10 protein-coding genes are annotated in these 13,882 nt (G+C 69.3%); 5 read left to right on the forward strand and 5 right to left on the reverse strand.

Annotated features, from left to right (window positions below):
• Positions 1-136 precede the first annotated feature (136 nt).
• Together B0I29_RS03845 and B0I29_RS03850 are read left to right on the forward strand one after the other, a co-directional pair.
• Positions 137-1,153, forward strand: a complete 1,017-nt coding sequence (locus B0I29_RS03845; RefSeq protein WP_111647439.1) for a lipid II:glycine glycyltransferase FemX — start codon at positions 137-139, stop codon at positions 1,151-1,153.
• 261 nt (positions 1,154-1,414) lie between these two features.
• A complete protein-coding gene (locus tag B0I29_RS03850; protein ID WP_181557680.1) occupies positions 1,415-4,135 on the forward strand; it encodes a S8 family serine peptidase in 2,721 nt (906 codons plus the stop codon).
• Between the two features lie 309 nt (positions 4,136-4,444).
• Here the strand turns inward: B0I29_RS03850 and B0I29_RS03855 are convergent, their stop codons facing one another.
• The 3 genes from B0I29_RS03855 to B0I29_RS03865 form a co-directional block, all read right to left on the reverse strand.
• A complete protein-coding gene (locus tag B0I29_RS03855) occupies positions 4,445-4,954 on the reverse strand; it encodes a pyruvoyl-dependent arginine decarboxylase (protein WP_111647441.1) in 510 nt (169 codons plus the stop codon).
• Positions 4,955-5,051: 97 nt separating this feature from the next.
• Positions 5,052-6,287, reverse strand: coding sequence for a hypothetical protein (locus B0I29_RS03860; RefSeq protein ID WP_111647442.1), 1,236 nt, complete (start codon positions 6,285-6,287; stop codon positions 5,052-5,054).
• Between the two features lie 556 nt (positions 6,288-6,843).
• Positions 6,844-8,805, reverse strand: coding sequence for a YncE family protein (locus B0I29_RS03865; protein ID WP_111647443.1), 1,962 nt, complete (start codon positions 8,803-8,805; stop codon positions 6,844-6,846).
• A gap of 82 nt (positions 8,806-8,887) precedes the next feature.
• On the opposite strand from B0I29_RS03865, the gene B0I29_RS03870 reads away from it, so the two are divergent.
• Positions 8,888-9,118 carry a zinc-ribbon domain-containing protein gene (locus B0I29_RS03870; protein ID WP_111647444.1) on the forward strand — a complete coding sequence of 77 codons (231 nt, stop codon included), beginning with the start codon at positions 8,888-8,890 and terminating at the stop codon, positions 9,116-9,118.
• Positions 9,119-9,143: 25 nt separating this feature from the next.
• Here B0I29_RS03870 and glpK (B0I29_RS03875) read toward each other — a convergent pair whose 3' ends face one another.
• Positions 9,144-10,652 (reverse strand): glycerol kinase GlpK, encoded by a 1,509-nt coding sequence (gene glpK / locus B0I29_RS03875; protein WP_111647445.1) that lies wholly within the window; start codon positions 10,650-10,652, stop codon positions 9,144-9,146.
• On the reverse strand, positions 10,649-11,407 hold the full coding sequence (locus B0I29_RS03880) for an IclR family transcriptional regulator (RefSeq protein ID WP_111647446.1): 759 nt from the start codon (positions 11,405-11,407) through the stop codon (positions 10,649-10,651). The genes glpK (B0I29_RS03875) and B0I29_RS03880 overlap by 4 nt, the downstream gene beginning before the upstream one ends.
• A 124-nt stretch (positions 11,408-11,531) precedes the next feature.
• Between B0I29_RS03880 and B0I29_RS03885 the strand changes: the two genes are divergently transcribed.
• Positions 11,532-12,371, forward strand: a complete 840-nt coding sequence (locus B0I29_RS03885; RefSeq protein WP_111647447.1) for an MIP/aquaporin family protein — start codon at positions 11,532-11,534, stop codon at positions 12,369-12,371.
• Complete coding sequence (glpK, locus tag B0I29_RS03890) at positions 12,364-13,881, forward strand: glycerol kinase GlpK (RefSeq protein WP_111647448.1); 1,518 nt, start codon at positions 12,364-12,366, stop codon at positions 13,879-13,881. The genes B0I29_RS03885 and glpK (B0I29_RS03890) overlap by 8 nt, the downstream gene beginning before the upstream one ends.
• Position 13,882: the final 1 nt, after the last annotated feature.

Raw genomic sequence — 13,882 nt, forward strand, 5'->3', positions numbered from 1 at the left:
CAGTAGCAATTGTCATAAGGAACGCGAGTATTATTCACGTGAATGGGAATTGGTCCGAACGGGTCATTGTGGAATAGGTGCGAGGGTGGGCACCATCCGACCGCGGCGCCTATTTCTGATCGGGGATACCTCAACCATGCTTCGACTGCGACGGGTGGAACCGGCTGCGGCGCTCCTGAGCGACCGGGCCACGTACCACGACCGGCTGATCTTCCACACTCCCGAGTGGCTGGCGTTCGTCGCCGAGTGCCAGGGCGCCGAGCCGGTGCTCGCCACGGTGCACGACGACGGCGCGCTGATGGGCCACTTCACCGGACTGGTCACCAAGAAGTACGGCTTGCGGATCCTGGGCAGCCCGATGGCCGGCTGGACCACGTCGTACCAGGGGTTCAACCTGCGGCCGGGCGTGTCACGGCGGGCCGCGATGAAGGCGCTGATCCCGTTCGCCTTCGACGATCTCGGATGCGCGCACCTGGAGATCCGGGACCGGGCGCTGACCGAGGACGATCTCGGTGGCCTCGGGTTCCAATGGGACGCCGCGCCGACCGCGGTGATCGACTTGAATCCGGACGAGGACGCGCTGTTCGGCGCGATGGCCAGCGCGTGCCGGCGCAACATCCGCAAGGCCGCGAAGTCCGGCGTCACGATCGAAGAGGTGCACGGCGATCCCGCATTCGCCGAAGAATTCTACGATCAATTACGGGACGTATTCGCCAAGCAGAATCTGGTTCCCACCTATTCGGTGGAAAGAGTTAAGTCGTTGATCCGTCACCTGGAACCGGCGGGGCGGATCCTGCTGCTACGCGCGCGCGATCCGGAAGGCCGGTCGATCGCCACCGCGGTGCTGCCGTGGTACCACCGCACGATGTACTTCTGGGGCGGCGCGAGTTACCGCGAGCACCAGCATCTGCGGCCCAACGAGACGCTGATCTGGCACGCGCTGCGCTGGGCCAAGGCGCGCGAGGCGACCGAGTTCGACTTCGTGGGCGGTAACGCGTACAAGACCAAGTACGGCACCGTGGAGGTCCCGGTGCCATGGGCGCGGCGGTCCCGGTCGCCGCTGGTGGCCCGGCTGCGTGACGCGGCCAAGCAGGGGTTCGCGCTGAAGCAGCGGACGGCGGCGCGGCTGGCCGGGGTTCGCTCGGATTCGTGAAAAGCCTGAAACATAGGCAACTTCTTGCGGAAACAGGGTGTGCCATAGTTCCCCGTTCCCAGTCGGGGCACGGCCGATGATCACGGCTTCACCTGCGGATTCATTAGCTCGCTATGACCTAGAAACAAGCTGCAAGTTATGAAAGTTCTTGCATTCATAGGGTGGCGTCAATAGCGTTCGGTCCCGTGCATGGGACCGGCCGGCCATGCGCACCGATCCGGGTCTCACCCGGATCTCCGCATTGCCATCTGGGGAGACGCAATGACGTTGCACGCAACACGATGGCTGGTGGCGGCGCTGTCCGCCGCCGCCGTCGCCATCGCCGCTCCGGCCCACGCGGCCGAGCCGCGACCGACCGACACCAAGATCTCCACCGCGCTGCGGGCCGAGCTCGACGACGGGAAGACCAGCTTCTGGGTGATGCTGCGCGACCGGACCGACGTGGACGCTCGTCCGGCCGGCGACGTCTACCGGGCCGCCCGGGCCGGCGCCGACCGCAGCCAGAAAGGCCTGCGCACCCTGCTGACCAGCAGGAAAGCGGCGTTCACGCCGTTCTGGATCGCCAACACCATCAAGGTGACCGGTGACGCCGGCCTCGCCGAGACGATCGCCGCCCGGCCCGAGGTCAAGGCGATCCTGCCGGACGACCCGATCATCCTGCCCGCCCCCGCTCAGGGCGCTGTCCAGGCCGCCGTCGACGCCGTCGAGTGGAACGTCGACCGGATCGGCGCACCCCGGGTCTGGGCCGACCGCAACGACCGCGGCGCCGGGATCGTGATCGCGAACATCGACACCGGAGTCCAGTTCGACCACCCGGCGCTCGCCGCGAACTACCGCGGCCGGCAGGCCGACGGCACCTACCAGCACGACTACAACTGGTACGACCCGTCGCACACCTGCCCCGGCACCACACCCTGCGACAACAACGGGCACGGCACCCACACGATGGGCACGATGGCCGGGTCCGGCGGCATCGGCGTGGCACCCGGCGCGACCTGGATCGCCGCGAAGGGCTGCGAGACCAACTCCTGCTCGGCGGCGTCGCTGCTCGCGGCCGGGCAGTGGATCCTCGCGCCGACCGACGCCAACGGGCAGAACCCGCGGCCCGACCTGGCCCCGGACGTCGTCAACAACTCGTGGGGCGGCGCGGCCGGGTTCGACCCGTGGTACTCCGACGTGATCCGCGCCTGGACCGCCGCCGGCATCTTCCCGGCGTTCTCCAACGGCAACGCCGGACCCGGCTGCGCCACGGCCGGCACCCCCGGCTCCTACACGGACACGTACGCGTCCGGCGCGTTCGATGTGAACGGTGCGATCGCGAGCTTCTCCAGCCGGGGCTCGGGACAGGACGGAACCATCAAGCCGGACATCGCGGCGCCCGGCGTCGACGTGCGTTCCAGCGTGCCGGACGGGTCGTACGCCTCCTACAGCGGCACGTCGATGGCGTCACCGCACACGGCCGCGACCGTCGCGCTGATCTGGGCGGCCGCGCCGCGGCTTCGGCGTGACATCGCCGCGACCCGGGAGATCCTCGACGAGACGGCCGGTGACGCCGACGACACCTCGTGCGGCGGCACCGCCGGTGACAACAACGTTTTCGGTCAAGGCCGCCTCGACGCGTATGCGGCGGTCACCCTCGCCGTGAGCCCGGCGGGCAGTCTGGCCGGGGTGGTGACCTCGGGCGGTGTGCCGGTGCCGGGCGCTGCGGTATCGCTCGGCGGGCGCACTGTGAGCAGCGACGACGCGGGTGCCTACCGGTTCGGCCGGGTGGTCGCCGGGGACTACCGGCTGCGGGTGAGCGCGTTCGGGTACGACACCGTTTCGCGTGATGTGCGGATCGTGGACGGCGGGGCGCTGACCGAGAACGTTCAGCTGACGACCAGTAGTTCGGCAATCGTCACGGGCACGGTCAGTGCCGGTGGGGCGCCGGTGGCCGGAGCCACGGTGTCCCTTGGCGGCACACCGGTCTCGGTGGTCAGCGGTGCGGACGGCGGATACCGGTTCGCGGCGCCACTGGGCAGTTACCGGCTCACTGCCGATCCGGGCACCGGATGTTCCGCGGCGGCGGTCCGGGACCTCGATCTGCGCGGGGACACCACGGTGGACATCGGCCTGGAGGCCAGGACGGACCGGTTCGGGCACGGGTGCGGCCCGGCCGGCGAGGAGTACCGGGCGGGCAGCGAACGACTGAATCTGACCGGCGACGACAATGCGGCCGAGGTGAGCCTGCCGTTCGCGGCGTCGTCCTACGGCGTGAGCCACGACCGGGTCTTCGTGAGCACCAACGGGCTGATCGCTTTCGGCAGCGCGCAGACCGGGTACGCGAACACCGCGCTGCCGTCGGCGGTGACGCCGAACGACGCGCTCTACGCGTTCTGGGACGACCTGTTCATCGACGATCAGGCCGGCGTCTACGTCGCCTCGGACGCTGACACGTTCGTGGTGGAGTGGCGCAACGCCCGCTTCTACGGCGAGGACGCCACGCAGCGGATCTCGATCAGCGCGATCCTGCACCGCGACGGCGTCGTGACCTATCGCTATCGGGGTCTCGCGGGGACGCGGGCGACCGGGATCAGCGCCACGATCGGGATCGAGAACGCGGCCGGGGACGACGGTCTCACCTACGCGTGGAACACCGCCTCGGTCACCGAGGGCGGCGGAGTGAGCTTCCGGGCGGCGGCCGGGCGGATCGCGGCGACGTTCAACGTCACCGGCGAGACCGTCTGGGGGCAGAACATCTTCGTCGTCGGCAACGTCGCTGAGCTGGGCGAATGGGACCCGGCGCGTGCGGTGCCACTGTCGGCGGCGACCTATCCGGTCTGGTCCGCCGGCGTCAGCCTGCCGCCGAACACCCCTGTCGAGTTCAAATACCTGATCAAGAACACGGACGGCACCATCACCTGGGAAAATGGTGCTAATCGGACAACAGTGACCCCGCCGACGGGTACCTACACCACTCACGACACCTTCGGCGCCCACTGAAAGCAGCCGCGCGCCCGGTCCGCCAACCGGGCGCGCGGCCCCTCGACACCGCAGGCCTAAACCGCCGCAAAGGCCTGAGCGGGTCTGTCACGCTTCTTCTTCGGTACGCCCGGACGACTCACGTCGACCGGCTGGGCCACATCACTGCCCTGGGGGTGGTCGGACCGCGATGGGCCGCAGCCGGAGTGAGGGGACGCCGGGGCCGGCGGCGGGTCGCGCCGGCGGAAGGGGCGTCAGTCGCCTCGGGCCATGGGGTGGTGGCTGATGCGGTTGGGAAGCCCGTTGTGCGTACCTTTGAAAGTTCTTGACTTAGTTGGCGGGGTTGCCGGCCCAGGTGGCGGTCTCGTAGGGGGCGATGACCATGGCGCAGACCGGGTCGCTCTCGCAGACCACGCCGTGCACGACGAAGTCGGGGTCGGTGAAACCCTCCTCGTGGCCGCGGATCAGGTCACGCAGGCTGTCCTTGATCGCCTGGGTGACGTATCCCTCGCTGGTGCCCTCGTGCTCGACGAACAGGCCGCCCTTGCCGTCGAGGCGCTGCACCCAGCCGATGCCGGCCCAGGCCTGCTCGCCGGGGAGGGTGGCGTACTGGTCGGCGTAGACGCAGTAGAGCTTGTCGCCCCACGCGCCGACCGGGACCGGGGCCTTGCCGGTCGCGTCGACCGACGTGCCGGGCGGGATCACACTGGAGAGCCGCACCAGGTTGTAGACAGCAAGGTCGGCGTTGACCAGCGCGTCGTGGAACGCGGACAAGGTCGTCGAACCCTGGCCGGTGACCTTGACTACGGGGATCTGGTCGTACACCGCGGAGCTACGCACGTTTAGGTACCGGCCTCTCGAGTTCGCACTGTGACTGTCTCTCGCGAGTATTTGTCGGCCGGGGGCGGCGGGACTGAAGCTTTTACAGGGGACGATTTCAAAGGCGGTAACGCATCCAGATGCTCTGCTCGCTGTAGACGCCTTCGTCGGCGGCCAGGTTGACCGTCAGCGGGGCCAGGCCGCCGGGGATCACGTAGTCGCCGGACTCGGGCAGCGGCAGGTCCAGCCACTTCTCCCACTCGGCGACCGTGCCGGTGAAGGTGGTCGCCGGGTCGGTGATGCCGATCAGCTCGGCGCCGTGCCGGGCGTGCAGCTGCAGCCCGGGGTCGAACATCTCGCCGTGTTCGGTGCGCCAGTTCAGGAACGCCGGCATGGGGGTGAGCGGGTAGTCGGCTTTGCGGGCCGGGCGGACCGGGAGGATCAGGCGGCGGGCGCCCGCCTGTGCCGCGGATTGCTTGAGCGCCTGGATCAGCCGGCCGGCCAGGCCGTTCTCCCTGGTGGTGATCGTCAGGGCGAAAACCTGGTCGGTGCGGTTCTCGGTGTTGGCGGCGGCCGCGCGGATCGCGCCGTCCCAGCCGTGCGGGTAGGCCTCGCCGGGAAGCGGGAGGGAGAGCGCGGCACCGATCAGCTCGTCGCCCCTGACCAGCATGCTCTGGTGACCGGGGTTGTCGAGGAGGAGTTCGGCCAGGTTGACGCCGTGGCCGGCGGCGCGGCCCGCGAGGAGGAAGGCGGGCCACTGGGATTCGAGCAGCCCGGGGATCTGGGCGGCGAGGTCCGGGTTCTCCGCCAGGGTGGTGACGGTTATTTCGGATTTAGGGTGACGGAAGTCCGCTACGTAATACGTCTGGCGGTCCACCGGGCCGACCGTGCCGGCCTTGTGGAACATCGCCTTGATGTGCCGGCCGACGCCGTGCTCGTCGTTCCACGAGCAGATGTCGAAGCCGACGACAGCCTTCGCGGCGATCAGCCGTTCCTCGATCCGCTCGGCCATCGCGGCCAGCGCGCCGGTTCCGCGGGTCTGCGGCCGGACCACGGTGTATCCGAGGAACAGCAGGTTGGCATCGGGGTACCGGGACCGGTAGTAATCCGGGCTGATCCACGGGATCGCGGCGATGTCGGTGGCCAGGGTCGTCAGCGCGATCGGGGTGCCGTCGGCGGTCCGGGCGACGTACTTCTCGATGCGCGGATCGGCCATCTCGGCGGCGAACTCGTCGTCGGTGAGCAGGTGGCGGGCCGCAGCCTGGGTACGCAGGGCGTCGAAGCCCGCTGCGTACGCCGGATAGAACTGGCCGGCCTCGGCCGTCGACAGCACCGTTTCGACGGTGACCCGCATGCCGTACTCCTCAACTGCCTGTGTCGGACATTTCGGAGTTGAAGTCTCACGCGGCTTAAGCGGTTTTGGAACCGCTATGGGTGCTTTTCGGGAGCGACGAACGGGTGGGGTGAGGTGGGCCTTCCGGGGGCGCACCCGGACAGCGCCGCCGAGCGGACCAGCCCGCTGAGCGGGGCGAGCCTGCTGAGTGGGCCGGCCTGCTTGAGCGGGCCTGCTTGAGCGGACCAGCCTGCTGAGCGGGGCGAGCCGTAGCTCAGACGTGTCATCCGGCACTCATGACGTGCCTCAACGACGGCTGACGCCGCCCGGCCGTAGTCCAGCCACGGAATGCCGGGGCCATGAGATGTCTGAGGTACGGCTCGCGCCCCGTGCGATGAACAACTCGGAGCAGGCCTCGCCCCGGCAGGTCGGCGCACCTTGCCCTGCTTCCTCGGGCCGCGACCTTGAGCGATTGTCCACACCCTGACGGGAAGAATCGCTCAAGATCGCCCCGAGAGCGGGGGCGGGGGCGGGGGCACACCGTGGGTCCTGGTCGCCTTGCCTGCGGAGCGGCTGGTCAGCCTGGCGTGGCGATGACCACTGGGCCTGGTGGCAGGGGGAATGCCCGGCCTGCTCTTCCGGTCGCCGCGTTCACCGTGACCAGGGCGGACTTCCGCTCGCTCACCTGGGTCAGCACGTAAGCCGCTGACCCGTCGGCGCGGTGCAGGATCTCCCAGGGCTGGGCGCCCACCTTGATGGGTGGGCCGGCTCGGTCGGTCGTCGCGTCGATCCAGCCGATCACCGGGACGTCGGTGCTGCCGTAGACGTAGACCCGCTTGCCGTCCGGCGCCGCGCTCAACCGCCAGGCGTTGCCTACCCCGATGAGCGGGATCGTCGCCCGGATCCGCCCGGAAGCCACATCAACCGCGACCGCGACCGTGCCGGCAGAGCCAGCGCCGGAGGATACAACGGTGGGCCCGGATGTGACCGTGGGCGCTGATGTGACCGTGGGCGCGGAGGCATCGGGCTTGACCCGGCACAGCACATAAACCGACCGCCCACCCGGCGCAACCACCAATGACACGATTTTTCCGGGCATCTCGATCGGTGCGCGCAACTGCCCCGACACCGTGTCGTACGGGCCCAGCCAGCGATCCGCCGCCACGAACAGAACCCGCCCGTCCGGCGCCAGCGCGATCTCCCGTGCGCTGGCGTGCAGCGGCACACTCTTACTGCTCCCGGCGGCAACGTCCACGATGTCCAGCCGCGCCCCACCGGCGACACCGTCTCCGGCGGTCCGCTGAGCGGGCTCCAGCACGAACAGGTTCCCGCCTCGCCCACCAGCCAGCTGCCCCGCCTGCCGCCCGACCACGATCGGCGTCCCCGCGGAACCCGACGAAACGTCGACCGGCACGATCGTCGCCTGCTCACCCGGGCCGGGCCAGACCAGTGCGTACACCGTGCGGCCATCGCCGGCGATCACACTGCCGGTGGTCCCGGGCAGCGGAACGTGGCTGCGTACCTTGCGCGTCGCCGTGTCCACCAGCGTCAGCCCGTCGACGTTGCCGATCACCGCGGTGCGCCCGTCCGGCGTCAGCTTGAACCAGTCCGCCTCACCCGCCGGCACCGGCGACGCCGGCGAGCTCGTCCCGGTCGCGGTGTCCAGCGTGGTCAGCGTCCCCGCGTCGGCGTCCAGCACGTGCACCAGCGGCGCCGGCGCGATCGCGGGCACCGGGGGTGCGGTCGTCACGAAGCGCGGACCAGCGGGTTCGGCACTGCCACGGATTCCGGCGCCGCCGACAGCGGCGAGAACCAGCGCGATCACCGCGCCTGCCGCGACCAGGGTGCGGCGCCGCACGCCGCGTCGCTTTCGGGGGTACGCGGTAAGCGCCCCGTCCACAGCGGCATTCTCCAGTTCACGGCGTGCCGACGTCGGCACCCCGAGAGTCCGCTGGATCTCCGCCGCCAGGGGTGCGCCCGGCTCGGTGTCGCCGACCACGAAGACTCCGGCCAGGCGTTCGGCGGTGAGCCCGGCGCCGGAGACGGTGGTGAGTAGTTCGCCGACCACCCGGCGCCGGCCCTCCGGGGTGTGCGGGACCAGGACCTCGGACGGCTGGCCGAGGATACGGAAGCCGTTGCGCGTACGAACGAGAACCGCGACCTCGGCGACCGGACCGCTCAGGGTGACCACCGCGGCGGCCCGGCGCCGGCGCAGGCCGGTGGCGACCGAGTGCGCGACGGCGAGGGGGCCGATCAGAAACGACGGGCCGATGAGCCCGGCGGCAGCGGCGGCCCGGTTCATCGCGGTGTGGTGCCGGTCGTCCCAGGCCACCGGATGGATCACGGTGACCCGGTTCGGCATCGGCACGGCCTCGCGCAGCAGATCGCTGAAGAGGGCGGAGAGTTCGGCCGGCGTGATGTCGCCGCCCGCCGCGATGTCCCGGTGCGAGCAGGCCGGCAGGCCGCTCACCGTGTCGTCGTCGAGCGCCAGCGTGATCCGCCCGGCACCGAACCGGATGACCAGGCTCGGTCCAGCCACGATTCTCGCACCTCCCGTGCATTGGTTCCGTTGCCCGTCTCAACGGGGACTGGCGCTGGCGGTCGTGGGTAACACTGAAGGCATGTTCCTGTTGTTCGGCCTCAGCACGAAAGACCATCTCGTCGGCACCCACCTGATGAACTGCGAGATCTGCGGCTGGCAGGCACCTCAGCAGCTGTTGAAGCGGTCGACGAAGTTCACCCTGTTCTTCATCCCGCTGTTCCCGGTGAAGGCCGCGCAGTACTTCCTGGTGTGCGGGCACTGCCGTGGTTTCCGGCACACCGACCCGGCGCGGATCGGGGTCGCGGTCTGAGCGGTCGTCCTACTGAGCGATCGTCCTACTGAGCGGGCTGGATCCAGTCGAAGGTGCGTTCCACCGCGCGGCGCCAGTTGGCGTACTCGTGGTCGCGCACCGACGGGTCCATGGCCGGCATCCACTGGCCGGCGATGTGCCAGTTCTGCCGCAGGCCGTCCAGGTCGGGCCAGTAACCGACGGCCAGCCCGGCGCCGTACGCCGCGCCGAGCGATACCGTCTCCACCGCGAGCGGGCGGACCAGCGGCACATCCAGCACGTTCGCGATCATCTGCATCAGCAGGTTGTCAGCGGTCATCCCGCCGTCGACCTTGAGGGTACGCAGGGCCAGGCCGGAGTTCGCGTTCATGGCGTCGACCACCTCGCGGGTCTGCCAGGCGGTCGCCTCCAGTACGGCCCGCGCCAGGTGGCCCTTGGTGATGTACGAGGTCAGGCCCACGATCACACCGCGGGCCTCGCTGCGCCAATAGGGCGCGTACAGGCCGGAGAAGGCCGGGACGATGTAACAGCCGCCGTTGTCGGCGACGGTCCGCGCCAGGGTCTCGATCTCCGGGGCGCTGGAGATCAGCTCCAGCTGGTCGCGGAACCACTGCACCAGTGAGCCGGTGATCGCTATCGAGCCCTCCAGGGCGTACGCGGCCGGCTCGCCCGCGATCTGGTACGCGACCGTGCTGAGCAGCCCGTTCTGCGCCGGAACCAGCTCGGTGCCGGTGTTGAGCAGCAGGAAGCTGCCGGTGCCGTACGTGCACTTGGCCTCGCCAGGGGTGAAACAGGTCTGCCCGAACAGCGCCGCCTGCTGATCACCGAGGGCCGCGCCGATCCGGACGCCGGGGAACGCGGCCACGGCGGTGCCGAAGACACCGACCGACGGGCGTACCTCGGGCAGCATGGCCGCCGGGATGCCGAAGAAGTCGAGCGACTCGCGCGACCAGCGCAGGGTCCGCACGTCGAGCAGCATGGTCCGGCTCGCGTTGGTCACATCGGTGACGTGCCGGCCCCCGTCGACGCCGCCGGTGAGTTTCCAGATCAGCCAGGTCTCCATGGTTCCGCAGAGGACCTCGCCGCGTTCGGCGCGTTCGCGCAGGCCCGGCGTGTGCTCCAGGATCCACATCAGCCGCGGCCCGGAGAAGTACGTGGCCAGCGGCAACCCCGAGCGTTCCTCGACCTCCTTCGCTCCCGGCCGCGCTGACAGCTCGTGGACCAGGGCGTCGGTACGCGTGTCCTGCCAGATGATCGCCCGCCCGATCGGGACACCGGTGCTCGCGTCCCAGAGCACTGTCGTCTCCCGCTGGTTGGCGATGCCGAGCGCGGCCACCTGGTCGAGCCCGATCCCGGCCCGGCGCAGCACCCGGGGCGCGAGCCGTTCCACATTGCGCCAGATCTCCATGGCGTCGTGCTCGACCCAGCCGGGCCGGGGGAAGAACTGCTTGTGTTCCTGCTGGGCCAGGGAGACGAGCTGGCCACGCCGGTCGAAGACGATGCAGCGCGTCGAGGTGGTGCCCTGGTCGATCGAGACCACGAATCGCTCGGTCATCGGGTGGCTCCCAGGTCTCGTGACACGGCGCGGGCCGCATCCCGGACATTGGTGATCAGCTTCGGATGCGGGCGGTAATGGCTGTCGCAGAGCCGTTCGACCGGGCCGGATATCCCGATGGCGCCGACCACGAGTCCTCCGTACCCCCGGATCGGAGCCGCGATGGCCGCCTGGCCGAGCGTCAACTCCTCGATCTCCATGGCGAAGCCTGCCTCGCGGACGCCCTCCAGGGCGGCCGCGAGCGGTTTGGGATCAGTGATGGTCTTGCGAGTGAACCTTTCGATCTCCATGGGTACGCCCACCCCGCCGGCCCGATAGGCGAGCAGCACCTTGCCGAGAGCGGTGGCGTGCAGCGGCAGCAGCGTGCCGACGTCGAGCGTCTGGAAGGTGTCGTCGGGCCGGAAGACGTGGTGCACGACGAGCACCTGACCTTCCAGGACGGTGCCGATGCGCACCGACTCGCCGCTGCGGGCCGCGAGCGGGTCGGCCCAGTTGATCGAGCGGGAGCGCAGCTCGTTGATGTCGAGGTAGCTGGTGCCGAGGTGGAGCAGGGCCCCGCCGAGCTGATATTGGCCGGAGTTGCGGTCCTGTTCGACGAAGCCGACCAGTTGCAACGTGCGCAGGATGCCGTGGGTGGTGCCTTTCGCCAGGTCCAGCGTGCGGGCGATCTCGCTGAGCCCCAACCGGCCCGGCCCACCGGCGAGCGTCCGCAGAATCGCGGCCGCTCGTTCGATCGACTGCACCGTTCCGGGCATGTTTCGGACTCTATGCCACCGTGTGACAACCCGCCGTGATTGATGTTCGACAATGCCGACCGGTGTTCATTGCCCCTTACCGGACCTGTTCCTAGCGTCCAGTTCATCGACAGAGGGAGGGAGCATGGCACTTCGAGACAAGACTCCTGGACTCGCCGGCGAGATGGCAGCTGAGTTCGCCGGCACGATGATCCTCATTTTGTTCGGTGTCGGCGTGGTGGCGCAGGTCGCCGCCGCCGGCATCGGGGACCACGACAGCATCGCCTGGGCCTGGGGCCTGGGCGTCACACTCGGCGTCTACGTCGCGGCGCGGATCAGCGGGGCGCACCTCAACCCGGCCGTCACCATCGCACTCGCCGTCTTCAAGGGCTTCTCCTGGCGGAAAGTAGCCCCGTACGCACTCGCCCAGACGCTCGGCGCGTTCGTCGCCGCGCTGCTGGTGCGCTGGAACTACACCGAGGTCCTGCACGCCGCGGACCCCGGCCTGACGATCAAGACGCAGGGCGTCTTCTCCACCCTGCCCGGCAACGGGACCCTGCCGGTCGGCGAGTGGGGCGCGTTCCGGGACCAGATCATCGGCACCGCGATCCTGCTCTTCGTCATCCTCGCGCTCACCGACATGGCCAACACCGCGCCCGCTGCCAACCTCGGCCCGGTCGTCGTCGGCCTGCTCGTGGTGGCGATCGGCATGGCCTGGGGGACCAACGCCGGTTACGCGATCAACCCGGCCCGTGACTTCGGGCCGCGACTCGCCAGCTTCCTGACCGGCTATGGCGGAGCTTTCCGGGACCAGACAGGGTATCTCTACTTCTGGATCCCGATCGTCGCCCCGATCATTGGTGGTGTCATCGGAGCCGGGCTCTACCAGACTTTGATCGGACGATTCCTGCCGTCGGAGGCGCCCCAGGAACCGGGCGAGATTCCGACCCCTAGAGAAGAGAATGCGGAGGCAAGCCGTGGCTGACTTCGTCGGTGCAGTGGACCAAGGTACGACCAGCACCCGGTTCATGATTTTCGACCACGGTGGCAACGAGGTGGCCCGCCACCAGCTTGAGCACGAGCAGATCCTGCCGCAGGCCGGATGGGTCGAGCACAACCCGATCGAGATCTGGGAACGGACCGTCGCGGTCGTGCGTACCGCCATGCAGAAGGCCAACCTGACGGCGCGTGACCTGGCCGCGGTCGGCATCACCAACCAGCGCGAGACCACTGTGGTGTGGGACCGGCGGACCGGCCGGCCCTACTACAACGCGATCGTGTGGCAGGACACGCGTACCGACCGGATCGCCTCCGCCCTCGACCGGGACGGGCGCGGCGACATCATCCGCCGCAAGGCGGGCCTGCCGCCGGCCACCTACTTCTCCGGCGGCAAGATCCAGTGGATTCTGGAGAACGTCGACGGGGTCCGGGAAGCGGCCGAACGCGGCGACGCGCTCTTCGGCAACACCGACAGCTGGCTGCTGTGGAACATCACCGGCGGCGTCAACGGCGGCAACCACGTCACCGACGTGACAAACGCCAGCCGGACCATGCTGATGAACCTGGAGACGCTGGACTGGGACGACGAACTGCTGTCGTTCTTCAACATCCCCCGGCGGATGCTGCCGGAGATCCGGCCGTCCTCCGACCCCAACGGGTACGGCATCGCGCACATCGACGGACCGCTCGGCGGCGACGTGCCGCTCACCGGTGACCTCGGCGACCAGCAGGCCGCCACGGTCGGCCAGGTCTGTTTCGCCCCCGGCGAAGCCAAGAACACCTACGGCACCGGCAACTTCATGCTGCTGAACACCGGGACGAACCTGGTGCGCTCGGAGAACGGGCTGCTCACCACGGTCTGCTACAAGTTCGGCGACGCCGCACCGGTGTACGCCCTGGAGGGCTCGATCGCGGTCACCGGCTCGGCCGTCCAGTGGCTGCGCGATCAGCTGCACATCATCAACTCGGCCGAGGAGAGCGAATCTCTGGCCAGGTCGGTGCAGGACAACGGCGGGGTCTACTTCGTACCCGCGTTCTCCGGGCTGTTCGCCCCGTACTGGCGTTCCGACGCCCGCGGCGCGATCGTCGGGCTGTCCCGCTTCAACACCAGCGGGCACATCGCCCGGGCCACCCTGGAGTCCATCTGCTACCAGACCCGGGACGTGGTCGACGCGATGGCCCAGGACTCCGGCGTCACCCTGGACGTGCTCAAGGTCGACGGCGGCATCACGGTCAACAACCTCTGCATGCAGATCCAGGCCGACGTGCTCGGTGTGCCGGTCAGCCGTCCGGTGGTGGCCGAGACCACCGCCCTCGGTGCCGCGTACGCCGCCGGCCTCGCGGTCGGGTTCTGGAAGAACACCGACGAGCTGCGCGAGAACTGGAACGAATCGCAGCGCTGGCAGCCCACCTGGTCGCAGGACCAGCGCGAACAGGGCTACGGGAAGTGGAAGAAGGCGGTGCAGCGAACCCTCGACTGGGTGGATGTGGACTGAT

Origin of the sequence: Actinoplanes lutulentus (assembly GCF_003259845.1) — a bacterium.
GTDB lineage: Bacteria > Actinomycetota > Actinomycetes > Mycobacteriales > Micromonosporaceae > Actinoplanes > Actinoplanes lutulentus.

What these genes read in the sequence shown, in the direction of transcription:
- B0I29_RS03845 (WP_111647439.1), top strand. Translation starts at nt 137, where the DNA reads ATGCTTCGACTGCGACGGGTGGAACCGGCTGCGGCGCTCCTGAGCGAC.
- B0I29_RS03850 (WP_181557680.1), top strand. Translation starts at nt 1,415, where the DNA reads ATGACGTTGCACGCAACACGATGGCTGGTGGCGGCGCTGTCCGCCGCC.
- B0I29_RS03860 (WP_111647442.1), bottom strand. Translation starts at nt 6,287, where the DNA reads ATGCGGGTCACCGTCGAAACGGTGCTGTCGACGGCCGAGGCCGGCCAG.
- B0I29_RS03870 (WP_111647444.1), top strand. Translation starts at nt 8,888, where the DNA reads ATGTTCCTGTTGTTCGGCCTCAGCACGAAAGACCATCTCGTCGGCACC.
- glpK (WP_111647445.1), bottom strand. Translation starts at nt 10,652, where the DNA reads ATGACCGAGCGATTCGTGGTCTCGATCGACCAGGGCACCACCTCGACG.
- B0I29_RS03880 (WP_111647446.1), bottom strand. Translation starts at nt 11,407, where the DNA reads ATGCCCGGAACGGTGCAGTCGATCGAACGAGCGGCCGCGATTCTGCGG.
- B0I29_RS03885 (WP_111647447.1), top strand. Translation starts at nt 11,532, where the DNA reads ATGGCACTTCGAGACAAGACTCCTGGACTCGCCGGCGAGATGGCAGCT.